Here is a 24,511-nt window from a genome sequence, read left to right on the forward strand (position 1 = left end):
TATGAAAGAATTTTTAGTCGGTGGTGCAATACGGGATAGAATTCTTGGTATCGCTAACGAGTCAACAGAAAAAGACTTTGTTGTAGTTGGGTCGTCTCCAGAAGAGATGAGTTCATTAGGATTTCGTCAGGTTGGGAAAGAGTTTCCAGTATTCCTTCATCCTGAAACGAAGGATGAGTATGCTCTGGCTCGTATAGAACGAAAGATTGGTAGGGGTTATAAGGGTTTTGCTTTTGATACAGCAAACTCTGTGACTTTAGAGCAGGATCTCTCTAGAAGAGATCTTACCATTAACGCCATAGCTCAAAATAAGGATGGAACTGGAGAATATATCGATCCCTTTGATGGAATTGAGGATTTAAAGCAGAAGAAACTTCGCCATGTATCTGATGCATTTACCGAGGATCCAGTGAGGGTTCTTAGGACGGCAAGATTTGCATCACGATTTGATTATCTTGGTTTTACAGTAGATCCTAAAACTCTTGACTTAATGAGAAAGATGGTCACTTCAGGTGAGGTAGATGCGCTTACTCCAGAGCGAGTTTTTAAGGAGATATCTCTTTCGATGGAGTCAAAGTCACCTTCAGTTTTCTTTGAACTTTTAATGGAGTCAGGCGCCTACCAAAGATTGTTTCCAATGCTGGAAGTTGTTCAAAATCAAAATTTTCAGATGCTAGATGTGCCAGATCAGAATCCTGAAGTAAACTTCGCTCTCTGGCTATCTAATCAAAGCAGTACTAATATTGATTTGCTCTGCGAGCACCTTAAGTGCCCAAAAGATTTTCAGCAAATTGCTGAGCTTGTATCGACATGGCATCAATTTGCATCTGAATTCCTAAATCATAGTCCTCAAGACGTATTAAATTTCTTTCTTAAAAGTGATGGGTTAAGGCGACAAAAGAGGTTTGAAATTATTCTTACCGTTTTTGATAATCTTGGGATAAATACAGACCAAATTGTTCAATTACAAGTTCTACTTAATTCAATAAAGATTTCAGATTTAAAAAATCTGAATATTGCTCAAGAGCTATTAGAAGAAAGGTTATCAGTTATTACTAGATTTCTCAAATCTGCAAAGTAGGTCATAATCACAGTAATCACAGGCATTGGATGTGGGTAAAACTTCAGCAACCCCTTCTTGAAATTTTTGACTTGCTGAATTGAGTTCTAGCTCCCACTCAGAAAGCTGTTCATTCCACTCTGGCATTCTTCTAATCGCTTGTTGACTTAATGGTAGATCAAATTTATTTTTTGTTATTGCCTTAAATTGACAATCTTTTGAGTTAACAGTTGCAAAGGCGATCCCAGCTACTGGATTAGTAATGGCGTAGATTGGAAGTTGAGCCTGATCTAAAGGATCGCCAGTTAGCTGACTTAAATTGACGTTCTGACCTGTTTTATAATCAATGATGAGATTTGTACCATCTTTCATTTGATCCATTCGATCTATTCGAGTAGAAAATTGAAGACCATTAACATCAACTTTGGACTCTGACTCTGTCTTGATGACTTTAAAGTATTCTCGATTTTTCTCAAGCTTAATATATTCATTAATAATTTTTGTAAGCCTTTCCTTTTCAATTGATTTAAAGTTTGATTGAGAAATTAAATGAATGGCTGAATTAATATGTTTGTTAATTTCTTCCTGAAGTTTGTCTTCAGGTAAGTTTTTTAAATCGGAACTAGATGGTATTGCATTGAAAAAATTCTCTAATATTTTATGAACAAGGCTGCCCTGCTCAATTCTACTGAGACCAATCTGAGGTTCATTAAATTCTTGAATATTTAGTCTACTAACAAACCCTTTGAAGCTACAACTTATTTGATCTTGGAGGGTGCTGACACCTCTTTTAATTTCAAAATTATCTATCTCTGGCGCAATAAAATCATCTACTAATTCCATTTCTTTTGGTAGCGTTTCATGAACTATAACATTAGGATAATCCTCAAAATCTATATAAGGTGATGGGAGCTCATCGCGATTATTAGAGGTTTTGGAATAGCTAATTATTAGACTGCTACTAAGGTTTAATAAGTTGTCAAGAGTTACCTCACTTTCTTTACTGATGAGTGTGAAGCTTGTCTTTGGCAAACAATATTCAATAGAAGTTTTAGGAGGAATGAATAGGGGCATTTGTATTTTTCCTGGAAGGAAGTCGCTAGTCATACTGGAGATCCAAGCATAATCAAAGAATAATCCTTCAGCTTCCAATGAACCTAATATGTAAATATTAGCAGGACCACTTTGAGGCTGGAATATAACTGCATTCATATGGGCAGTTAAAATTTCTATCACATCTTCAAGAGATGATTTTTTGTAAAATGTTGACATCTTATTAAGGATCAAGCTTTCCACTTGATACTTTTCAAAAATTTGATACTCACTACTTGAAAGTGTTCGATCTGAAACAAAGCCGCAAAGAAGTAGTATTGAGTTGACTGCCTCTAATGAATCCTCTAAAGCTAATTTATTCGCAAATTCAAGTGTGCTGATTGAAATAAAAATCTCTTTGAGCAATGAAGAGTCAGTACACAACTCAATAACTTTTTTTGATTTACTTTTTTTAGAGTCAATTTTTAGAATTTTATTCACAAGCAGTGCGCGATTATTTTGCTCACTTCGTGCGCCTTTGATATATGGTGATGTAATTACCTGAATTAACAATTCATGTTCGACAACACCATTAATAAGTTGAGAAGATAACTTCGTTATGGAAAAAAGATTTTTAATTAGAGGATAATTGCCAAGCGGAATTCCCAAAGATATGTTGTAGGGCTTTTGATGAGTTTCAATGAGGTGAGATGAGAACTCAAGATCAAAGGATGATTTCACTAGATGTTGCAAGTCATTTAAATTAGGGATGACAATACCAATTTTTTTTTCTGGATTATTGAGATTGATTTCTCTGGCCCATTTTGCTATTGTTTTTAATTCAGACTCTTGATCAGTGAATGAATAATTCTGTGAATGATTCATTATTTTACGACTTGAGAGTGGTAAGCAATTAAGAGCTTTGAAGAGCAGTCTTTGCTCGGGTGTTGGCTCATTGAAACCATATTGATAATATTGCCCTTCACTGTCTAGTGTGCTCTTAAAATTGCCCAAAGACAAGTTAAAAATATCAGTTTGATCTATGCAAAGATTGTTGTCTTTAAATTTTTCATATCTATCGATTAATTCAACGTAAAGCTTAGATGTAATGGATGGAAAAGTTTTTATTTCAGCAACTGAAATGCCATAGCTCTTAGAGAGTCTGTAGCATTTAATTAATTCATCAATAAAAGTGTCAGGATTTTTAACAGAACTATCTTTGCAAAATTTTTTTAACATGAACCTTAACTCAAGTTGGCTTAGTAGGCGATATTCTTTTGTTGGATGATTAGATCTCCAGAACTTTTCAACCCAAGATTGATAAGAGAATATTTTTGGCATTTTGGAAGTGCCACTTATAAGCGCCATTGATTGCTTAATAGCAAGGGCTTGACGATTATTCGCAGCAATAATCGTATCTTTTGACTGAATAGCTGAGAGATCTATATTAACTCTCATTATTCATTTCAAATACCTTGTCTAAATACATACAGAGTTCAGGAACACCTTCCTTTTTTAAAGATGAGAAAAGCTGGACATTAACTGAAGGAAAATCTTTGACCGCTTTCATAACTGAGAGTCTAGCGGAACTTGCAGCACCCTTTTTTAATTTATCAGATTTAGTTAATAAGATGTTTACTGAGACTTTACTGTTGATACACCATTCCAACATCATTTGGTCGAAAGGCTTAAGAGGATGGCGACAATCCATTACCAGTATAGCGGCCTTGATACATTTACGATTATCAAAGTATTGACTCATATTTTGATGCCAATCCCGCTTAACTGAATCCGGAACTTTGGCGTAGCCATAACCTGGCAGGTCAACAAGTCTTCGTTCATTATCAAGCTCAAAGAAAACAAGGTGCTGAGTTCTGCCCGGTGTCCTGCTGACTTTAGCCAATTTCTTTTGTTCAGTGAGTGTGTTGATTGCACTGGATTTTCCTGCATTAGAGCGGCCTGCAAAAATCACCTCATAGCCACTATCATTAGGACAGCCTTTAAGAGAAGGACACGATAAGAGAAATTTAGCTTGACGGTAGGAATTATGCATAATTCAAGTATTGCGAGGCTTTTAATCCATTATATAATCTTTATTTATTGAGTTCTCATTACATTCTAATCTTATAAGTAATTTTGACGACATATGGATAACGAAATATATCTAAAAAGAAAATATAAGCATTTTTCTGAAGACGATAATTTAAATGAACCTTTAGCTATATACAATGCTAAAGTGCATCGAGACTGGATTGATTACAATGGTCATATGAGTGAATCCTTTTACCTCTATGCATTTGGTGATGCGTCTGATGCTTTATTTCAATATATAGGGATTGATAATAACTATAGGCTGGCTGGACAATCCTTCTATACAGTTGAAACTCACATTAATTACTATTTGGAGGCTTCTGAGAAAGAACCCTTAACCTTTGCAACACAAATATTAGGACTAGATTCGAAAAGGCTTCACATTTTTCATCAGATGTTCCATGGAGTCACTGGAAGCCTATTAGCTACCACAGAACAAATGTTAATCCATGTAGATATGAAGAAAGCAAAAGCAAGCGAGATTAGCCCTTCTGTGTTTGCAATTCTTGAAAAAATATGGGAATCTCACCAAAAATTAACGTTACCCAAGCAAAAGGGGCGTGTAATGAGCGTTAATAAATAAATAAATTAATTTAATCTAAGGATAAAAAATGGATTTTGGACTGTCAAATGAGCAACAAATGATTATTGATTCTGTCAAAAGTTTTGTTGAAAAGGAGCTCTATCCCCATGAAGATGAAGTTGAAAAGAGCAATAAGATCAAAGATTCAGTTGTAGAGAAAATAAAGCAAAAAGCTATTGAAAGTGGTATTTATGCATGCAATATGCCTGAAATTCATGGTGGAGGTGGACTTGATACATTAACATTATGTCTTTTAGAGAAAGAATTGGGAAAAGCTAATTTTGGACTTCAGTACATTGTCGCGAGGCCAAGTAATATTTTATTGGCTTGTAAAGGGTCTCAAGTAGATAATTACCTTCTACCCACTATTCGAGGAGAAAAGGTTGACTGTCTTGCAATGACAGAGCCTAATGCTGGTTCAGATGTCCGTTCTATGAAGTGTAAAGCTGAGCGAGATGGTGAGGATTTTGTAATTAATGGGTCTAAGCATTTTATAAGTCATGCTGATATGGCTGACTTCGTAATTTTATTTGCAGCTTCAGGGGTTGAACAAACTTCAAGGGGTGAGAAAAAAAAGATTACTAGTTTTTTAGTTGATATGGGTACTCCTGGTTTTTCTGTTGAGCCTGGATATAACAGTGTCTCTCATAGAGGCTATCATAATTTTATATTGAATTTTGATAACTGCCGCGTCCACGAATCTCAAGTCCTGGGAGATGTTGATCATGGTTTTGATGTAGCTAATGAGTGGTTAGGTGCTACTCGGTTATCTGTTGCTGCTATGTGTCTTGGTAGGGCTGAAAGAGCTTTACAGATTGCCACAGAGTGGGCTGCGACACGAGAACAATTTGGTCAACGTATTGGGAAATTTCAAGGTGTCTCTTTTAAGCTTGCCGATATGTCAATGGAACTTCAGGCTGCTGAACTCTTAACGCTTAAGGCTGCTTGGAAAGATACTCAAGGAGAAATGACTAATAGTGATGCTGCTATGGCAAAACTGAAGGCTACTGAAACACTCGCAATGATTTCAGATGAGGCCATTCAAATATTAGGTGGGATGGGCTTGATGGATGAACTACCTTTGGAGAGGATATGGCGCGATCATCGAGTTGAAAGAATCTGGGATGGTACTAGCGAAATTCAAAGACACATTATTTCTAGATCACTTCTAAGGCCATTTGAGTAGTTTGTTATGAGCAGAAGTGACTTGCATCGATTAATATCTCCAAAATCAATTGCTGTAGTTGGAAATCGAGGTGCTGATTTTGCTATTAAAGAGTCTAAGAAGTTAGGTTTTAATCATCAAATATGGTCTGTGCATCCAACATTGGATAGTCTTGAAGGTATTCAATGTTATCGTGACATTAAAGATTTGCCAGAGGCTCCTGATGCAACGTTTATCGCTGTTAATGCAGAGTCAGCTATCGAAATCGTTTCTGATCTCAAGTCAATGGGCGGCGGCGGAGCAGTTTTATATGCCTCCGGATTTGCAGAGGTTGGTGATGAGGGCGTTAAACGAAATCAGAGATTAGTCGAGGCGGCAGATGGAATGCCGCTCATTGGCCCAAACTGTTACGGATTCATTAATAGCTTGGATAGATTTGCACTTTGGCCTGATGTTCATGGATGTGAGCCTGTCAAAGAGGGTGTTGCAATTATTACTCAAAGCGGTAATATTGGCCTAAATATGACTATGCAGTCTTCTGGACTTCCAATCGCCTACATGTTTACGCTAGGTAATCAATCAAACACAAATATTGCAGATATTATTCATGCAATGTTAGATGACTCAAGAGTTAATGCCATTGGGCTTCATATTGAGGGCATTAATGATATAGCATCATTTGATAATGCTGCCAGAAGAGCAATTAAAATGAAGGTGCCAATCATTGCAATTAAATCAGGAAAAACTTTAGCTTCTGCAAAGATTGCGCTCAGTCATACAAGCTCATTGACAGGGTCAGATGAATTGTTTAGTTTCTTTTTTGAAAGACTCGGTATCGCCCGAGTCAATTCAGTTCCTGAGTTTCTTGAAACTCTGAAGCTGCTCAGTGTTTTAGGAGTGATTGACCATCATGGAGTTGCCTCTATGAGCTGCTCAGGGGGTGAGGCGGGGATGATGGCCGATCTAATTGATGGCATGGAGATTACATTTCCAAGCCTCACTGATTCTCACAAAAATAAAGTCAAACAAACACTGAATGAATATGTTGAGGTAGATAATCCACTGGATTATCATACATTTGTTTGGGGTGATCGAAAAAAAACATCAGAGTGTTTTAAACAAATGATTAATGGAAGTTTTGCTGCCACTATGTTGCTTTTAGATTGGCCAAAAACGCCAGAATCTGAACAGAAAGATTGGGACACAACGCTTTTGGCCCTTTCTGATGCAATCACTGGAACAAGTGAAAAAGCAATCGTGCTTGCATCGATGGCAGACTGCATGCCGAAACGAATTATAGATGAATGCCTAAACTTTGGAATTACACCAATGGTTGGCTTAGATACTTGCCTTAAGGCGCTCAATCATTCTTACAAAATTGGCTGCGCTTTTAAGAAAAATGAAGTCCCAGAAATAAACATACTTGAAACTCAAATAGAAAATAAAAACACTAAGCAACTAACTGAATATGAGGGTAAGCAACTGATTCAGGATTATGGCGTTTCAATTCCTAAGGGAGGGATCATAACTAATGTATCTGAGGCTTTAAAGGCTGCTGAAGAAATCACTTATCCAGTTACACTTAAAATTTCTGATACTGACGTGTCCCATAAGACTGAGCTTGGAGCTGTCAGGCTAAATATTCAAGACTCTGGAATGCTGGAGAAAGCTTGCCATGATTTGTTCAAAATGGGCCCTTCTTTATTAATTGAAAGAATGATTAATGATTCTGTGTGCGAACTAATCATTGGAGTTGACTATGATCCTACATTTGGAAAGTACGTCATTATTGGCGGCGGCGGTATTTTTGTTGAAATACTAAAAGATAGCTCAGTATTGCTATTACCTGCATCAAGGAGTGATGTTCTATTGGCACTCTCAAAACTCAAAGTGTATGCCTTGCTTGAGGGTTACAGAGGGAGTCCAAAGGGGGATATAGAATCCGTTGTCGATGCGGTTATCTCAATCATTGCGTTAATTCAAAAAAATGATGTTTTAGAGTTGGACATCAATCCACTGATTGTTTTGGAAGAGAAAAAAGGTGCTGTTGCAGCTGACGTACTTATCAGGTTAAATTCAGACTAGGAACTTTATATTGAGAGAATTATGAATAATGCTGTAAATTTTGAGTTGTATGATGAAGTGATGCTCATCACTTTGGACCGTCCAAAAGCGAATGCGATTGACGCCAAAACGAGCCATATGCTTGGGGAGGTTTTCATTCGTTTTAGGGATGATGACAGCCTACGAGTTGCTATCATTACTGGCGCTGAAGATCGTTTTTTTTGTGGAGGTTGGGACTTAAAAGCGGCATCAGAGGGAGAGGCTGTTGATGCAGATTTTGGGCCTGGAGGCTTTGCAGGACTTACTGAACTATGGGATTTAGATAAGCCAGTCATTGCCGCTGTCAATGGACTAGCGGTTGGCGGCGGCTTTGAGTTGGCGCTTGCAGCAGACCTGATTATTGCATCCAGTCATGCAGAGTTTTTTGTTCCTGAGGCTACCCTGGGGATCATTCCAGATAGTGGCGGCGTCTTAAGGCTCCCTCGCAGACTTCCAAGGGCAGTGGCTATGGACATGTTAATGACTGGGCGAAGAATGAATGTTGATGAAGCCAAACATTTTGGTCTTGTTAATCGAAGTTGCGACCCGGAGCATTTAATAAATGAGGCACTTGATTGGGCTCATCAGATTGCTCAGTCTGCCCCACTATCATTGGCTGCAATAAAGTCAGTTATTCGAGAAACTGAGACTATGGATTTAGAAAGTGCATATGAGTGTATGCGATCTGGAGAGATTGAAGCTTACCAGAAGATGCTTCGTTCAGAAGATGCTAAAGAGGGGACTCTCGCTTTTTCAGAAAAACGATCCCCAAAATGGAAAGGAAAATAACAAATTAGAAATTGGTATAATCAATTGGTCTGTTTTTGATAGGGCGTTTATTAAATGAAGAAGATTTCATCTATATTTATCACTTTTATTTTTGCTACTTTCTCTGTGAGCTCACTTGCTAATAGTGAAGGAGAGGCAATGTATAGTGCATTGGGATGTGCCAGTTGCCATGGTGCAAATGGCCGCTCTAGTGACGACTCTATCCCTTCTCTAGCAGGCAAAGATGTTGATTGGATTGTTCAACAACTTGAGTATTTTCAATCTGGCGAAAGACAAAATGCGTACATGAATGCGATGGCTCCAATGGCTGAAGGCTTTGAGAGATCGATAGCAGAATATCTCTCAATTCAAGACCCTCAAAAATAAATCTTTTCTTTTAAATTTTGCATCATTAGAGGGTTTCTTATCCTCAATTTATAACGTATAATTTCACTGAATTTTTTGGAGATTGAGAATGAAAAAAATCATTATTATTTTAGCTTCTTTACTTATCACCTCTTTGAGTAATCCGATCATAGCGGCAGGAGATGCTGAAGCAGGCCAAGCAAAAACTGCTACTTGTATGGGTTGTCATGGTCTTGCAGGAAACAGTACGATTCCAAACTTTCCTAAATTAGCTGGCCAGGGTGAAACTTACATTTTAAAGCAGCTACAATATTTCAAGTCAGGTGAAAGAGAGAATGCAATGATGGCGGGTGTCGCTTCAATGCTTTCTGATCAGGACATGGAAGATATTGCAGCCTACTATTCAATTCAAACGATTAGTGAAAATTCTGCTAAGGGCTCAGAGGAAATGATTGAGCTTGGTAGAAAAATTTATGTGGGTGGCAAGATGGACACTCAAACGACAGCATGTATCGCTTGCCATGGAGCCAAAGGAAAAGGAATTCCAACAGCTGGTTTCCCGGCTGTAGCGGCTCAGCATGCAGACTATACAGCCTCTCAACTAAAGGCTTTCCGTCAGTATTCTATTAACGTACAGACCGGTTCTGAGGGCGTTGAAAGAGTCAATGCGATGATGAACAATGTTGCGATGGGCTTAACAAACGAAGAGATTGACGCATTGTCTCAGTATATCGCTGGACTCCATTAACACTTGAGAGTTGTTGGGCTAAATTTTATTTAGTCCATCCTCTCTGTATTTCCATCTACTGTCATTATTTGACCTGAAACTCTCTTGGCTTCTTCGGACAGAAGAAAGACAACCATATTGGCAATATCCTCTTTGTCAACAAATGTTTTAAGTGAGACCATACTCTCAAAATCCTCTCTGAGCTCCTTTTCATCAACGCTGAGAGATTCTGACTTTGCTTTTATGACTCGGTCAATTCGATCCCCTGAAACTGATCCAGGGCAAATCGCATTGACTCGAATATTGAACTCGCCAAGCTCCATGGCCAAGGATTTTGTCACTCCAATAATGGCCCACTTAGAGGCCGCATAAGGGGTCCTTAAAGGGAATCCAAAAATTCCTGCTGTAGAAGACAGGTTGACAATTGAGCCGCCACTCCTCTTTAGGAGAGGGATTGCATCTTTTGTAAAATAGAAATGACTATTTAAATTGGTATCGATTGTGTTTTTCCAGTCATCAACTGAGACATCTTCCATCATTCCAGTTGGCCCAGCTATACCAACATTATTAATTAAAGCGCTAATACTGGATACTTTATTTGAGAGAGATTCAAAGTATTGGGCAACTGATTCAGGGTCACTCGCATTGATATTTTCTATGAATAATCTTTTATTGATGAGTGGGTGCTTGTTGAGCTCGTCAATTTTTTTTTGATTGATGTCAGAGGCATAGACGGTGTATCCCTTCTCTAGCAATGTGTTCGCAATGCACCAGCCAATCCCATCTGCCGCTGCTGATATAACTACATTTTTGCTCACAGCGCCACAGTCTAATGTGTTTTTGTGAGTGCTACAGAGAGCTCATCTGAGGTGATATAGCCTTTCGTTGTTCCTTTTTTATCAACGACCTCGATTGTTGACCTGTCCTTTAATACCTTAGGGACTAGATCTTCAATAAAAGTATCCTCATCATATTTGTAAGTTGAAGATGGTTTTGTTGAGGATTTGTCAAATTTATCAAGCTTTGTCATGATTGTTTTAGCTCTGAGAACTTTTGAGCGATTGACATCTTTGACGAATGCTTTCACATAGTCGTCTGCAGGATTTAAGATAATGTCCTCTGGCCTGCCCACCTGAACTAGCCTTCCACCGTTCAGTATTCCAATGTGATCACCCAGTTTCAGGGATTCGTCCAGATCATGAGTGATGAATACAATTGTTTTTTTGAGTTTAGCTTGAAGGTCAACCAATTGGTTTTGCATTTCGCTTCTGATGAGAGGGTCTAATGCACTAAAAGCCTCATCCATTAAAAGAATTTCTGGGTCAGTTGCAAGGGCTCTTGCAAGTCCCACCCTCTGCTGCATGCCTCCAGAGAGTTGCGCAGGATATTGATGTTCAAATCCATCAAGCCCAACTGCACTGATTTGACCTTGAGCAATTTCGCGTCTCTGGTCCTCTGGCACCTCTTGAATCTCGAGGCCATAGGCCACATTCTCAATAATGGTTTTGTGAGGGAAAAGCCCAAAGCGCTGAAAAACCATACTCATGGTTTTTTTTCTGAACTCTAGGATTTCTTTTTCATCCAAAGTGCATACATCAACGTTATTGACTAAAACTTCACCCGCGGTAGGATCAATAAGCCTATTAATGTGCCTAATGAGGGTTGATTTTCCTGAGCCAGAAAGCCCCATGCATACAAATATTTCACCCTCCTCAATAGACAGAGAGACATTATCAAGGCCAACAGTATGACCCGTATCCTCCATCACTTGCTCTTTAGAGGCGCCATCTTTAACCATTGGCATTACTTGCTGAGGGTTAGGGCCAAATATTTTATAAATATTATTTATTTTGATTTTTGACATAATAGGGGTCTATTTTGGTGGTTGGTTTCTGTCTTGAATTTTTTTACCATAAGCCTGGGTAATTCTATCTAGCACGATCGCTAGGAGAACAATTGCAAGTCCGGCTTCAGTTGCTTTACCAACGTTTAACTGTTGGAGTCCAAGTAGAACTTCGTCACCAAGTCCCCTCGTTCCAATCATGGATGCAATTACAACCATGGCTAATGCCATCATCGTGCACTGATTAATGCCCTGCATAATATTTGGAAGGGCAAGTGGTAGCTGGACGCCCAGTAGTTTCTGTCTTTTGCTTGCACCAAAGGCCTCAGCAGCCTCAATGACTTCCGTGTCAACTAAGGTAATTCCTAGGTCAGTTAAACGAACTAGAGGCGGTACAGCATAAATAACGGTTGCAATAATTGCTGGAACTGCACCTAATCCAAAAAGCATAATGCCAGGAATGAGGTAACAAAAGCTAGGAATGGTTTGCATTAAATCTAGAACGGGTAGTATTGCATTACGAAGTTTGTTGTTTCTTGCCATTGCAATACCTAGAGGAATACCAATAACAATACATATGAGAATTCCAATAATCATGATTGAGGTTGTTTCTATGGCTTTATCCCAAAACTTGGGATGAAGGAAGCCTATAAAAAATGTACAGATTCCTACGAAAACAGTTGTTCCAACTTTTCTTCCACTAGAAAAGAACACAATTGCAACAACGAGTGCGATGACCACAGGCCAAGGCAAAACAATTAAGAATTTTTTGAGTGATAGAATCGCACCAAGAAGAAAGTCATTGATTACTTCAAAGTAAATTCCATACTTTTCGTTGAAGACCTTGAAGCCATCATTAATCCATTTCATTAATGGAATATCTAGCCATTTTGGCCAATCATAAAGCCAACTGGGATCAGTTAAGAGCTCCATTACACTGTCGGGCTTCCTTTTAGATGAGTTGTAGCTTACAACTAAAAGCCAAACAAAGATTATGGGAAAAGTAAAGTACGTGAGAAATTTTCTTATCATGATGCTTATTCTATTTAAAAAAAGAGCCCACAAGTGGGCTCTTTTTTAGATTTTATCTAACTTATAGAGCTGCAGATACTTTAGCAGCTACGTCTGCTGGTACCCAAGCTTTCCATGTGTCATCGTTCGCTAAGTACTCCATTGCAGTTAGCTCCATATCACCATCTGACTCGTCTTCATAGAATGCAAGCAGTCTATTAACTTGTGCAGTTGGTATGCTATATGCTTCGATGAATGCAGTCTCATCAGGATGAGAATCAGCCCATGCAGCAAGAACTGACTTGTCTAATGACATGTCTCTGTACTCCACTCCACAAGTTGGCTTCCATGCATCTGTTCCATTAGCCTTGATATCTTCCACAACAACTTGCATTGATGCCCAGCACTCGGCGTTAAATGGTGGCTCGGCTAGTCTTACTAAATCAACTTTGCCCATCAGACCTGTTGGCGCCCAATAGTAAGTAAAGATTGGCTGCTTTTTAGCAAACGCACCTGCGATTGCTGCATCAAGTGCACCACCTGAACCTGGATCAAAGTTAGTGTAGTATTTATCTAATCCGTAAGCTTTTTGTTTAACAAGGTTAATCGTGTAGCAAGTCCAGCCACCAATACAACTTGTCATTCTTCCCATTGAAGGGTTTTCTGGATCACTGAATAACGCAGCAACTTCAGGGTTATTCATATCTAAAACATTAGTAAGGTTGTACTTATCAGCAGTCGCTCTATCAACATAGAATGCTTGCTGAGAGTCAGGCGTATTAATTCCTAGGTTTCTTACTGTTCCTGCTGCTTCGTGACCATCATAAGTATCTTTAATGTTGTCATACCAAAGCTCAGTCACAACATCAAGCTGTCCATCATAGTGTGCAGCCATAATAGGTGTTGTGCTTCCTTTTGTTACAGAAACATCGCAACCATAGCCGTGCTCTAAGATAAAGCCAGCAATTGCCGTATGAATGTTGGCACTACTCCAGTCAAAATCAGCTAGTCTTGCCTTTCCGCAGTCAGCGCTCACAACTCCTGGCACTAGAGCAACAGAAAAAGCTGTTACAGCTAATAATTTATTTATTAGTTTCATTTTCTCTCCTTAATTTGAAAAATAAATCCACTGAAAAAAAGTGGATTAAATCAAGTTTAACTTAATTCATGTGTGATTGAAATACTATTTTTAAGAAAATAGTGTTTTTTATATACTTTATGTAGCTAATTGTAGTGATTTGATTGATTAAAATAATAATACCAACCCTGCCAGAAAAATAAGTCCAAGAATAACGTGTCTGAAAAGGGCCTCATTGATGAGTGCATAAATCTTGATGCCGATCCAAGAGCCAAGCATCAGCGCAGGAAATGCTTTCAGAAAGTTATAAAAAATATCTAAAGTCAAAAATCCAGCAAAATAAAAACTGATAACAGCGGCAATGCTGGTTATAAATATGAATGGTTCGTATGTGCCGCGCTGAGTGTTTTTTGGAAGCCTTTGAAGATTAACCCAGATTGTTGGGAGTATTCCGCCCAGTGCTGCAAAACCTCCCAGTATTCCACTGATAAAACCGATGAACTTGTCAAGAGTGGGATTACTTTTAAAGTTGATTAAAATATCTTTGCTTTTGAATTTCCAGATTGAGAAAATCACTAATATAAATCCAACAGTAGTTTTAAAGATACTCGGATCGGTCATCGTTAATATGAGGAGCCCGGTCGGTATTCCAATGACACCAAAAAAAACAAATGACTTGAGTTTAGAGAAGTCTAGAGTTTTACGTAGCTTGTAGATTGGAAGAGCGGAGACAAACAAACAGGAGACAATATTTAATGAAATTGCAGCTGAAGGTTCAAGAATATGAAGCCAAAAAGCATTGAGTACAATCCCACTTCCAAAACCCGTTGCGCCTTGGACAAGACCAGCAAAGAAGGCGCCAAAAAGCAATAATGACTGAAAAATGACTGGATCTGAAATGAGCATTGAAAATTAGTTTAATGGATGAGCTCAAGTTTATAGATTATTTTGGTATTATTTTTTTGAATTCTACAAATTAATACATAAAAGCTTTAATATTCATCAAATGAAATACGACTATATTATTGTGGGTGCAGGTTCTGCTGGTTGCGTTATTGCAAACCGCCTCAGTGAGGACCCCTCAACTCAGGTATTGCTAATTGAGGCTGGCGGTTCAGATCGCCGCTTCTTCATTCAAATGCCAATAGGATATGGAGTCACTTATCACCAGAAAGCGGTTAACTGGATGTATATGACTGAGCCAAGTCCAGATGCAGACAATAAGCCGAGTTATTGGCCAAGAGGGAAAGTCATGGGCGGTTCTAGCTCTATCAATGCGATGGTATATGTGAGAGGAAACTCTAGAGACTTTGATCAGTGGTCTGAGGCAGGAAACCCAGGCTGGTCTTACAGTGATGTTTTGCCTTATTTTAAAAAAATGGAGTCATGGCAGAACGGTCCTGATGATTATCGAGGCGGTGATGGACCTTTGAATGTCTCAGAGGTATCAAGGCAGCTTCACCCACTCTGTCAGAACTTTTTGTCTGCAGCCCAGGAGATTGGAATTGTTCTTAATAAGGATATGAATGGTGCAACACAGGAAGGGGTTGGTAACTATCAAATAACCACTCATAAAGGGCAGCGAATGTCTTCTTCGAGGGCTTACTTGTGGCCCATAAAAGGCCGCACTAATCTGACTATCATTAAGAATGCTCAGGCGACAAAGATCCTTACTCAAGACAAAAAGGCGTTCGGCATTGAGTATAAAAAGTCAGGCAAGATGCATCAGGCCATCGCCAAGTGTGAGGTTATTTTAAGTGCAGGGTCGATCAACACTCCTCACCTTCTTCAGCTTTCAGGGATTGGTCCAAAAGCCGCCTTGAGAAAGGCCTCAGTCCCCTTAGTGCATGACAGTCCTGGTGTAGGAGAAAATCTTCAGGACCATGTCGGAGTGAGCTATTTTTATAAAAGCAAAGTGCCCACCTTGAATGATCAGTTGAGGCCTGTCCTTGGAAAAATCTACCAGGGACTTCGATATATTTTTACAAGGAGAGGTCCGCTCAGCTTAAGTGTTAACCAGTCAGGCGGATTTATAAGGACACGCGATGAGCTAGAGAAGCCAAACATTCAGCTTTATTTTTCACCCGTTAGTTATTCATTGGAGTCACCCAACAAAAGAGCGATGATGAGTCCAGACCCCTTTTCAGCGATGCTCCTAGGAATTTCGAATTGCAGTCCCCGTTCAAGAGGGCGCGTTCAATTAAAGAGTAGTGATCCTTCAGAGGCGCCCGTCATTGAGCCTAATTACCTCTCTCACAGGGACGATGTTAGAGACTTATTGGAGGGCGTTAAGGTGCTCAGAAAGATAGCACAAACAGATAGCTTTAGCGGCGTGATTGGGGAAGAGTTTAGGCCCGGCCCAGAATGCCAGAGTGATAAACAAATGATTCAGCATATCAAAGAAACTGTGTGGACAGTTTTTCATCCCTCTAGTACCTGCCGAATGGGCCCAGACCCCAACAAAGATGTTGTTGATAGTCATCTCAAGGTTTATGGAATCGAGTCTCTAAGGGTGGCTGATGCCTCAATATTTCCTAAGCTAGTCTGTGGTAATATTAACGCCGCCACTATTATGGTGGGTGAAAAGGCGTCCGATCTTATTTTGCAGGATCAAGTTCATGTTTAAATCTCTCATACTATGAAAATAATTAGCGTTGAAACTTTTACAAATGAGTATGTCGGACTGGTCCGCTTGAGAACGGATGAGGGTGATGAGGGCTGGGGTCAAACCTCGACCTATAACAGTGAAATCACTGCACAAGTTGTCCACCTTCAGATCGCTCCTCATGTCCTCGGTATGAGCGCTTTAGATATCAGTGAGGTCAACAGGGAAGTCTTGGAGAGGGAGCACAAGTTTCCTGGTACCTATCTTTACAGAGCTTTGTGCGGGGTAGATACAGCGCTCTGGGATATTAAGGCTAAAAGAGCAAATAAAAGTGTCTGCCAATTGCTCGGTGGGAGCCCAAGCTCAGTTCCTGTTTATGCCTCAAGTATGCAAAGAGAGATCTCGCCTGAGGCCGAAGCAGAGAGGCTTTTAATGCTCAAGGAGGCGGATGGCTACTTTGCCTTTAAGTTTAGAATCGGAAGGGAATGTGGACACGACATCGATCAGTGGCCTGGGCGAACTGAATCCATCATTAAAGAAGTGAGGAAGACTTTGGGTGACGAGGTGTCACTTCTCGTTGATGCCAATAGCGCCTACAGTCCTAAAAAAGCGATCGAGGTTGGCCATATGCTTGAGGATTATGGCGTCAGTCATTTCGAAGAGCCCTGTCCTTACTGGGAGCCAGATTGGACTCGACAGGTTTCAGAGGCGCTTGATATCGATGTGAGTGGTGGAGAGCAGGATAACGATATGAGAGTTTGGAGGCACATGATCGATACCAGAGTCGTTGATATTGTTCAGCCCGATATTTGTTACATGGGAGGCATTACTCGGACACTTGAGGTTGCTAAATTGGCTGAAAAAAAAGGCATTCCGGTTACTCTTCATGCTGCTAATTTGTCCCTAGTAACGCTTTTTTCAGCCCACTTAATGGGCTCAATCAAAAACCCGGGAAAATACTTGGAGTTTTCAATCGAAGGGCTTGATTACTACCCTTGGCAAGATAATATTTTTAGCCCTGATTTTAAAATTGTGGATGGACATCTAGAGTTACCTCATAAACCTGGTTGGGGTGCTGAGATAAATCAAGAGTGGTTGTCGTTGGCCAATTATCAAGTAAGCTATACTGGGTCTCGCTTTTAAATCTATTTTGTATGACCTAAGCGCCCTTTTTTTTACGTTAAAAAATACTGTATAATTTGCCTTTTTTTAATAAGTTACGGATTTAGAATTAGATGAAGACTTCACTCACCACTCTTGAGGGACTTAAAAGGTCGCTTACGGTTGAATTACCGGTAGACATTTTCAATGAAAGAACAGAAAAAATTATCAAAGGCCTTGCAGGTAAAGTACGTGTTGATGGCTTTAGAAAGGGAAAGATTCCGCCTGCCGTATTAAAACAAAGATTCGGTGGAAGCGCTAAATCTGACGCTGCAACTGAGATTGTCGGTGAAACCTTGGCTGATGCATTAACGGATGCAGATGTCTCTCCAGCGACTCAACCTTCCCTAACAAATATCGATACAGAGAATGCTGACAGCTTAATTTATACGCTTGAGTTTGAAGTCTACCCTGAAATTAAAGTCAATGCTCTGTCTAAACTAACGATTGATCAGGTCAGCTCACAGGTGACTGAGGAAGATGAAGAGAGAGCTCTGCAAGACCTTCAAGACCGCTCGACTGAGTATAAGACGGTCAAGCGCAAATCGAAGGATGGTGACCGCTTAATTATTGACTTTGAGGGGCTTCTCGATGGTGAGTCATTTGAAGGTGGCGCTGCTGAAGGCTTTGAAATTGTTCTTGGAAAAGGAACAATGATTGAGGGATTCGAGAAAGGGCTTATTGACGTTGCATCTGGAAAAACTGTCGAGGTGAACGCAACATTCCCAGAGGATTATCATGTGGAGAACTTGGCCGGAAGAGAGGCCGTATTCAAGGTTAAAGTTAATGAAATTGGATCACCAATTGAGCTGAAAAGAGATGATGAATTCGCAAAGAAGTATGGTGAAAAAGATTTTGAAACGATGAAGTCAAGAATGACTAACCAAATGAAGCTTGAGCTTGATTCAAGGCTCGTTCAGCAGAACAAAGATACTGCGTTTTCAGCGCTTCTAGAAGCTAATGATTTCGAAGTTCCTGAGGGGAGTATTTCCTCTGAGGCAGAAAAACTTCAACAAGACATGGAGTCTCGCATGGAGCAGCAAGGTATGCCATCAAAAGGTAAGCTACCTGCTGAGATGTTCAATGAAGAGGCTGCAAGAAGAGTTAAATTAGGCTTGTTAATTAATAAAATTGCAACGGATTCCGAAATAACAGCTGAAAAAGATTTGGTTGATGCTAAACTTAATGAAATGTCGCTACAATATGGTGAGAGCGCACAGCAAATGATTGATTGGTATAACACAGACCCTTCAAGGCTGGCTAATATCGAGTCAATTGTTGTTGAGGATTTGGTTGCCAAACATGTTGCTGAAAAAGCAAAGGTAACTACTACAGACAAAACATTTTTAGAAATAATGAATACCCAAAACTAATATGACAATTCAAAATTTAAATCAAATCCCAATGGTTATAGAGAGCTCAGGTCGTGGAGAGAGAGCTTATGATATCTATTCAAGACTTTTAAAAGAGCGTGTTGTTTTTATGGTTGGTCCTGTTGAGGATTACACCGCTAATGTTGTGGTTGCGCAGCTCCTTTTTTTGGAGTCTGAAAACCCTGATAAAGATATTCATTTATACATTAATTCACCGGGTGGTTCGGTCACTGCAGGCCTAGCAATTTACGATACAATGCAATTTATTAAGCCTGATATTTCAACGCTTTGTATCGGACAAGCTGCAAGTATGGGTGCGCTTCTTTTGACTGCTGGAGCTAAGGGCAAAAGGTTTGCTCTTCCTCATGCTAGATGTATGATTCATCAGCCATTAGGAGGGTTCTCTGGTCAAGCAAGTGATATAGATATTCATGCTCAAGAGATTCTGAAGGTGAGAGATAATTTAAATTCAATCCTTAAAGAGCATACCGGTCAAAGTATGAAAAATATTCAAAAAGATACTGATCGCGATAATTTCATGTCTGCAAGTGAGTCTGCTAAATATGGACTTATTGATAAAGTCATTAATAAACGATAAATTGAAGTTTGCCAATGGATCAAAATACTGAAGATCTAAGTTGTTCATTTTGTTCAAAAAATAAAGATGAGGTTACTCGTCTAATCGCCGGTCCGGGCGTGTATATATGTGACGAGTGCATAGACTCTTGTTACAACTTGATACAAGAACAAACTATCAAGGATAAAAAAGATCAATACCAGGATTGGAATTACACTCCCAAAGATTTATTTAGCTCGCTAAATGAATATGTCATTGGTCAATCCCATGCAAAAAAAGTTCTCTCTGTGGCCGTTTATAATCATTATAAGCGCCTCAAAGCTGACTATATTTCCAATGATGTTGAGCTTGATAAGTCAAATATACTTTTGATTGGACCTACTGGGAGTGGAAAAACGCTTTTGGCTCAATCAATGGCTCGTTTCTTGGATGTTCCATTTGCAGTGGCAGATGCCACAACATTAACTGAGGCTGGATATGTTGGCGACGATGTAGAAAATGTCATCAAGAGCCTTCTTGCAAAATGTGATTTTGATCCAAAAAGAGCTGAGCAAGGAATTATATTTATAGATGAAATAGATAAAATTTCACGCCGCTCAGACTCTCCTTCGATCACCAGAGATGTTTCTGGGGAGGGTGTTCAGCAAGCAATGTTGAAGCTAATTGAGGGCACTATTGCCTCAGTTCCACCTCAAGGAGGAAGGAAACATCCTAATCAAGAAACGATTGATGTTGATACCTCAAAAATATTATTTATATGTGGAGGCGCTTTTGATGGGCTTGGGAAGGTTATAGATAGACGAATTGAGAAAGCAGCTGGAATTGGTTTTGCGGCCAATGTCAAAGAAAAAAGTCATAAAAAAACCTTGACTGAGCTATACAAGTTTTTAGAGCCAGATGATCTAATTAAATTTGGACTAATTCCTGAGTTAGTAGGACGCTTAGCAGTTCATACATCGTTGGATGAGCTTGATGAGGATGCTTTAATCGAAATTCTCACGAAGCCAAAAAATTCAGTAGTGAAACAGTTTCAACAATTTTTTGCTATTGAAGGAGTAAAGCTAACAATCAGGAAGAATGCTCTTGTAGCTATTGCCAAATTAGCGCTTAAGAGAAAAACAGGAGCAAGAGGTTTGAGGGCAATCTTAGAGGACTTGTTGTTAGATACAATGTATGAAATTCCATCTAACCCAAGTGTGAAAGAGGTTGTGATAGATAAAGCAGTTGTAGAGGGTTTGAAACAACCAGTAATAGTTCATCAATCTGATAATAAGAAAAGAACTATTCGCAAGGCAAGCTAATGAAATTAAATTCTGTATGCTAAAAACTCAATAATGTCTATGGAGTTGTTTGATCGTCAAAAGGATGCGGTTGGTCAAGGCGAAAGAACTATCCTAGTCCATATTGAGCTCACTTCTATTAGTCAATCACCAGATAGTGTCAATGAATTTAAACAGCTTGCTGTCTCTTCTGGACTGAATATTATTGAAACAGTTTTAGTAAAAAGAAGTTTTACTAAGGCGCAGTTTTTTATTGGAACTGGTAAAGTTGATGAACTTGCATTAAGTGTAAGTGACAATGAAATTGAACTAGTTATATTTTCGCACCAGTTATCACCATCTCAAGAACGTAACTTAGAAAAAGCATTGAAGTGCCAAGTTATGGATCGAACAGGCTTAATATTGGATATTTTTGCATTAAGAGCGAGCTCTTTTGAAGGAAAGCTGCAAGTAGAACTTGCTCAATTAAAACATCTTTCAACCAGATTAGTAAGAGGTTGGACTCACCTGGAGAGGCAAAAAGGAGGTATAGGTTTAAGAGGTCCTGGTGAAACTCAGTTAGAAACAGATAAAAGACTTGTTTCAATTCGAATTAAAAATATTAATAAGCGACTTGCAAAAGTTCATAAACAACATGATCTAGGCAGAAAATCTCGTGTAAAAAATCAGCTTCCAATGATATCTCTTGCCGGTTACACAAATGCTGGCAAGTCGACACTCTTCAATCTATTAACAAATGCTGAAGTGTATGCAGATGATAAGTTATTTGCAACTCTTGATTCTACTATTAGAAGAGTTATGTTGCCAGCATCTGGTGAGGCAGTCATCGCGGATACAGTTGGTTTTATTCAGGACTTGCCGCATGAACTTGTTGAGGCATTTAAATCAACATTAGAGGAAACTCGTCAGGCAAATGTACTTCTTCACATTGTTGATGCATCTGATCCAAATAACAGAGATAAAATTGACCAGGTCGAAGATATTATTGAGCAAATAGGTGCTCAAAAAATACCAAGAATTCTAGTAATGAATAAGATTGATGGCCTAGTCAACTTCAAACCAAGAATCGATAAAGACTCAGAAGGAAATATTTCTCGTGTTTGGCTTTCTGCTGAAACTGGAGAAGGGGTTGATCTTCTTTATGAGGCCTTATCTGAAAGTCTTAGTGGAATGATGACTTCTGCACGTATCAAGTTAGATGTTCAGTCGGCATATATAAGAAGTGAAATACATAAAGTTGGATTTATTAAAAAAGAAATAATGAACGAATTTGGTCAATGGCTACTTGAAATTAATGTAACTAGTCACTATCTAGAAAGATTACTAGATAAGCAAGGTGTTTCATTATTATGGAAGCAGAAATCACAACAGAGTCAAACAGCTTAGAGAAGCAGTCAACCCCCCTTCTACCATTAAGAGATGTAGTTGTTTTTCCTCATACCGTTATTCCACTATTTATTGGAAGGAAATCCTCTGTTAAAGCAATCACCCAAGCTATGGAAGCAGATAAAAATGTTTTTTTAGCTACGCAAAAAGATGAAGCAATTGAGGAGCCAAATAATGACGATCTTCACAAAGTTGGAACTTTGGCAACGATTCTTCAGCTTTTAAAATTGCCCGATGGGACTATAAAAGTTCTAGTTGAAGGAGTTAAACGCGCAAAAATTGAAGAGTTTGTAGATTTAGGTGAGCACACTGAAGTCGTATTAAGTGATTGTAGTTTAAGTTTTGATAACGATACAGAAATTAAAGCAATGATGCGTCTTGCATTAGAAAATTTTGAAAAATATATTAAGCTTAGTAAAAAAATCCCTGAAGAGGTTTATAAGGTTCTTAAAGAAATTACCGATGTTGAAAGATTTAGTGATGTAATTATTGCAAACTTAAGTCTCAAAGTGAGTGAAAAACAGAGTCTTCTTGAAAGTGGCCAAGCACAAGATAGACTAGAGGCAATTTTGTCCATCCTTGAAGGTGAGTTAGATGTTCTTGGTGCAGAGCAAAAAATTCAGAATAGAGTCCGTAAGCAAATGGAGTCTAATCAAAGAGACTATTACTTGAATGAACAAATGAAGTCCATTCAAAAAGAGCTCGGCACCCTTGATGATGAAAATGAAATTGAAGATTTACAAAATAGTATCAACAAAGCCAAAATGCCTAAGGAGGCTAAGAAAAAAGCTCAAAGTGAACTTAATAAACTTCAAAGAATGTCATCCCAGTCTTCTGACGCATCCATCATTAGAACCTATATAGAAAATTTGTGTTCAGTGCCTTGGAGTAAAAAAACTAAAACTAATAAAGATTTAGTCAAGGCGCAAAAGATTCTTGACTCTGATCATTATGGGCTGGATAAAGTAAAAGAAAGAATTATGGAGCACCTTGCTGTGCAAAGTCGTGTTACGCATAATAAGGCCAATATACTTTGTTTAGTTGGACCTCCTGGAGTAGGAAAGACCTCACTGGGTGAATCAATTGCAAAATCTGTGAATCGAAAATATGTTCGCATGGCTCTTGGCGGTGTAAGAGATGAGGCAGAAATTCGTGGACATAGAAGAACTTATATAGGGGCTATGCCTGGATCTATCGTTCAGAAAATGCAAAAAGTTAATGTCAAAAACCCATTATTTCTCCTAGATGAAATAGACAAAATGGCCTCTGATTTTAGAGGCGACCCAAGCTCTGCTATGCTCGAGGTTTTGGATCCTGAGCAAAATCATACTTTCAATGATCACTACCTAGAGGTTGACTATGATCTCTCTCAAGTTATGTTTGTTGCCACTGCAAATTCCTTAAACCTCCCAGAAGCATTAGTTGACAGAATGGAAATCATCCATTTGTCTGGTTATACAGAAGATGAAAAACTCGAAATTGCTAAGAGACACTTAATAGCGAAGCAAATGAAAAATAATGGTGTTAATAGTTCGGAAATAGTCTTTAAAGATTCTGCAATTATGGATATTATTCGTTACTACACTAGAGAAGCAGGTGTTCGAAATCTTGATCGTGAAATTGGCAGCATATGTAGAAAAGTCATTAAGGACGTAACGCTAAAAAAACGAAAAGCTAGAGCAATTATTAACTCTAAAAGTTTGCCAAAATTTTTAGGAATGAAGAAGTATCGATTTGGTTTAGCTGAAGAACATAATCAAATCGGCGAGGTAACAGGATTAGCATGGACTTCAGTTGGTGGTGACTTACTTACAATTGAAGCATCCTCATACAAAGGTAAGGGAAAATTAAACTATACGGGCCAACTTGGTGACGTTATGAAAGAATCAATACAAGCGGCAATGTCAGTAACTCGTTTACGTGCCGATTCTTTAGGAATTTCAGATGATTTCCATGAAAAACTGGACATTCATATCCATGTTCCAGATGGCTCAACACCGAAAGATGGGCCGAGCGCTGGAGCAGCAATGTGTACAGCTCTTGTTTCAGTTTTAACTGGTCGAAAAGTTAAGGCTGCAGTTGCAATGACTGGTGAAATTACTCTGAGGGGTGAAATAACCCCAATCGGTGGTTTGAAAGAAAAACTTCTTGCCGCAATGAGAGGAGGTATTAAAACTGTCATTATTCCCGAAGATAATGAGCGTGAGTTATCTGAGGTGCCTGAAAAAATAAAAAGTAAGCTAGAAATTGTTAAAGTTAAATGGATTGACCAGGTTTTAGATATTGCATTAGAGAAATAGTC

The 24,511-nt window shown here is 38.9% G+C and carries 21 protein-coding genes; 14 read left to right on the forward strand and 7 right to left on the reverse strand.

All coding sequences use genetic code 11. From position 1 onward, the window contains the following. The first annotated feature begins 1 nt into the window (after position 1). Entirely contained in the window at positions 2–1,081 is a 1,080-nt protein-coding gene (locus W908_RS01570) for a tRNA nucleotidyltransferase/poly(A) polymerase-related protein (protein WP_053819663.1), read from the forward strand. On the opposite strand, the gene W908_RS01575 is transcribed toward W908_RS01570, so the two are convergent. Then, positions 1,046–3,550, reverse strand: a complete 2,505-nt coding sequence (locus tag W908_RS01575) for a PD-(D/E)XK nuclease family protein (protein ID WP_053819664.1) — start codon at positions 3,548–3,550, stop codon at positions 1,046–1,048. The two genes, W908_RS01570 and W908_RS01575, sit on opposite strands and share 36 nt — an antisense overlap. Continuing rightward, positions 3,540–4,145, reverse strand: coding sequence for a ribosome biogenesis GTP-binding protein YihA/YsxC (gene yihA / locus W908_RS01580; protein WP_053819665.1), 606 nt, complete (start codon positions 4,143–4,145; stop codon positions 3,540–3,542). Before yihA ends, W908_RS01575 begins: the two co-directional genes overlap by 11 nt. 93 nt (positions 4,146–4,238) lie before the next feature. On the opposite strand from yihA, the gene W908_RS01585 reads away from it, so the two are divergent. The 6 genes from W908_RS01585 (at position 4,239) to W908_RS01610 (ending at position 9,916) form a co-directional block, all read left to right on the forward strand. After that, the gene (locus tag W908_RS01585) at positions 4,239–4,766 is read left to right on the forward strand and encodes a thioesterase family protein (protein ID WP_053819666.1); all 528 of its coding nucleotides are present in this window, start codon (positions 4,239–4,241) and stop codon (positions 4,764–4,766) included. Between the two features lie 28 nt (positions 4,767–4,794). Then, positions 4,795–5,952 carry an acyl-CoA dehydrogenase family protein gene (locus W908_RS01590; protein WP_053819667.1) on the forward strand — a complete coding sequence of 386 codons (1,158 nt, stop codon included), beginning with the start codon at positions 4,795–4,797 and terminating at the stop codon, positions 5,950–5,952. Positions 5,953–5,958: 6 nt separating this feature from the next. After that, a complete protein-coding gene (locus W908_RS01595) occupies positions 5,959–8,016 on the forward strand; it encodes an acetate--CoA ligase family protein (protein WP_053819668.1) in 2,058 nt (685 codons plus the stop codon). A gap of 21 nt (positions 8,017–8,037) precedes the next feature. After that, positions 8,038–8,823 (forward strand): carnitinyl-CoA dehydratase, encoded by a 786-nt coding sequence (locus W908_RS01600; RefSeq protein WP_020023907.1) that lies wholly within the window; start codon positions 8,038–8,040, stop codon positions 8,821–8,823. Between the two features lie 54 nt (positions 8,824–8,877). Further along, complete coding sequence (locus tag W908_RS01605; RefSeq protein ID WP_053819669.1) at positions 8,878–9,189, forward strand: c-type cytochrome; 312 nt, start codon at positions 8,878–8,880, stop codon at positions 9,187–9,189. Positions 9,190–9,277: 88 nt separating this feature from the next. Further along, positions 9,278–9,916, forward strand: a complete 639-nt coding sequence (locus W908_RS01610; RefSeq protein ID WP_020023909.1) for a c-type cytochrome — start codon at positions 9,278–9,280, stop codon at positions 9,914–9,916. 29 nt (positions 9,917–9,945) lie between these two features. On the opposite strand, the gene W908_RS01615 is transcribed toward W908_RS01610, so the two are convergent. From W908_RS01615 to W908_RS01635, 5 genes are all read right to left on the reverse strand, one after another. Next, a complete protein-coding gene (locus W908_RS01615; protein ID WP_053819670.1) occupies positions 9,946–10,713 on the reverse strand; it encodes an SDR family oxidoreductase in 768 nt (255 codons plus the stop codon). 11 nt (positions 10,714–10,724) lie between these two features. Continuing rightward, positions 10,725–11,759 carry a quaternary amine ABC transporter ATP-binding protein gene (locus W908_RS01620; protein WP_053819671.1) on the reverse strand — a complete coding sequence of 345 codons (1,035 nt, stop codon included), beginning with the start codon at positions 11,757–11,759 and terminating at the stop codon, positions 10,725–10,727. 9 nt (positions 11,760–11,768) lie between these two features. After that, positions 11,769–12,671, reverse strand: a complete 903-nt coding sequence (locus W908_RS01625; RefSeq protein ID WP_020023912.1) for an ABC transporter permease — start codon at positions 12,669–12,671, stop codon at positions 11,769–11,771. 160 nt (positions 12,672–12,831) lie between these two features. Continuing rightward, the gene (locus tag W908_RS01630) at positions 12,832–13,848 is read right to left on the reverse strand and encodes a glycine betaine ABC transporter substrate-binding protein (protein ID WP_053819672.1); all 1,017 of its coding nucleotides are present in this window, start codon (positions 13,846–13,848) and stop codon (positions 12,832–12,834) included. A 147-nt stretch (positions 13,849–13,995) separates the two neighbouring features. Next, positions 13,996–14,733: a sulfite exporter TauE/SafE family protein gene (locus W908_RS01635; RefSeq protein WP_053819673.1), complete on the reverse strand. Its 738-nt coding sequence runs from the start codon at positions 14,731–14,733 to the stop codon at positions 13,996–13,998. A gap of 100 nt (positions 14,734–14,833) precedes the next feature. Here W908_RS01635 and W908_RS01640 point away from each other — a divergent pair, with 100 nt between their 5' ends. The 7 genes from W908_RS01640 (at position 14,834) to lon (ending at position 24,509) form a co-directional block, all read left to right on the forward strand. Further along, entirely contained in the window at positions 14,834–16,453 is a 1,620-nt protein-coding gene (locus tag W908_RS01640; protein WP_053819674.1) for a GMC family oxidoreductase, read from the forward strand. A 12-nt stretch (positions 16,454–16,465) separates the two neighbouring features. Next, positions 16,466–17,575, forward strand: coding sequence for a mandelate racemase/muconate lactonizing enzyme family protein (locus W908_RS01645; RefSeq protein WP_053819675.1), 1,110 nt, complete (start codon positions 16,466–16,468; stop codon positions 17,573–17,575). Positions 17,576–17,667: 92 nt separating this feature from the next. Then, positions 17,668–18,966 carry a trigger factor gene (tig, locus tag W908_RS01650; protein ID WP_053819676.1) on the forward strand — a complete coding sequence of 433 codons (1,299 nt, stop codon included), beginning with the start codon at positions 17,668–17,670 and terminating at the stop codon, positions 18,964–18,966. Position 18,967: 1 nt separating this feature from the next. After that, the gene (gene clpP / locus W908_RS01655) at positions 18,968–19,564 is read left to right on the forward strand and encodes an ATP-dependent Clp endopeptidase proteolytic subunit ClpP (RefSeq protein WP_020023935.1); all 597 of its coding nucleotides are present in this window, start codon (positions 18,968–18,970) and stop codon (positions 19,562–19,564) included. 14 nt (positions 19,565–19,578) lie between these two features. Continuing rightward, positions 19,579–20,844, forward strand: coding sequence for an ATP-dependent Clp protease ATP-binding subunit ClpX (gene clpX / locus W908_RS01660; RefSeq protein ID WP_020028391.1), 1,266 nt, complete (start codon positions 19,579–19,581; stop codon positions 20,842–20,844). 33 nt (positions 20,845–20,877) lie between these two features. Next, positions 20,878–22,209, forward strand: a complete 1,332-nt coding sequence (gene hflX / locus W908_RS01665; RefSeq protein ID WP_053819677.1) for a ribosome rescue GTPase HflX — start codon at positions 20,878–20,880, stop codon at positions 22,207–22,209. After that, positions 22,173–24,509, forward strand: coding sequence for an endopeptidase La (lon, locus tag W908_RS01670; protein ID WP_020028389.1), 2,337 nt, complete (start codon positions 22,173–22,175; stop codon positions 24,507–24,509). The genes hflX and lon overlap by 37 nt, the downstream gene beginning before the upstream one ends. The last annotated feature ends 2 nt before the right edge of the window (positions 24,510–24,511 follow it).

The sequence above is a fragment of the Candidatus Pseudothioglobus singularis PS1 genome (assembly GCF_001281385.1).
Lineage (GTDB): Bacteria > Pseudomonadota > Gammaproteobacteria > PS1 > Pseudothioglobaceae > Pseudothioglobus > Pseudothioglobus singularis.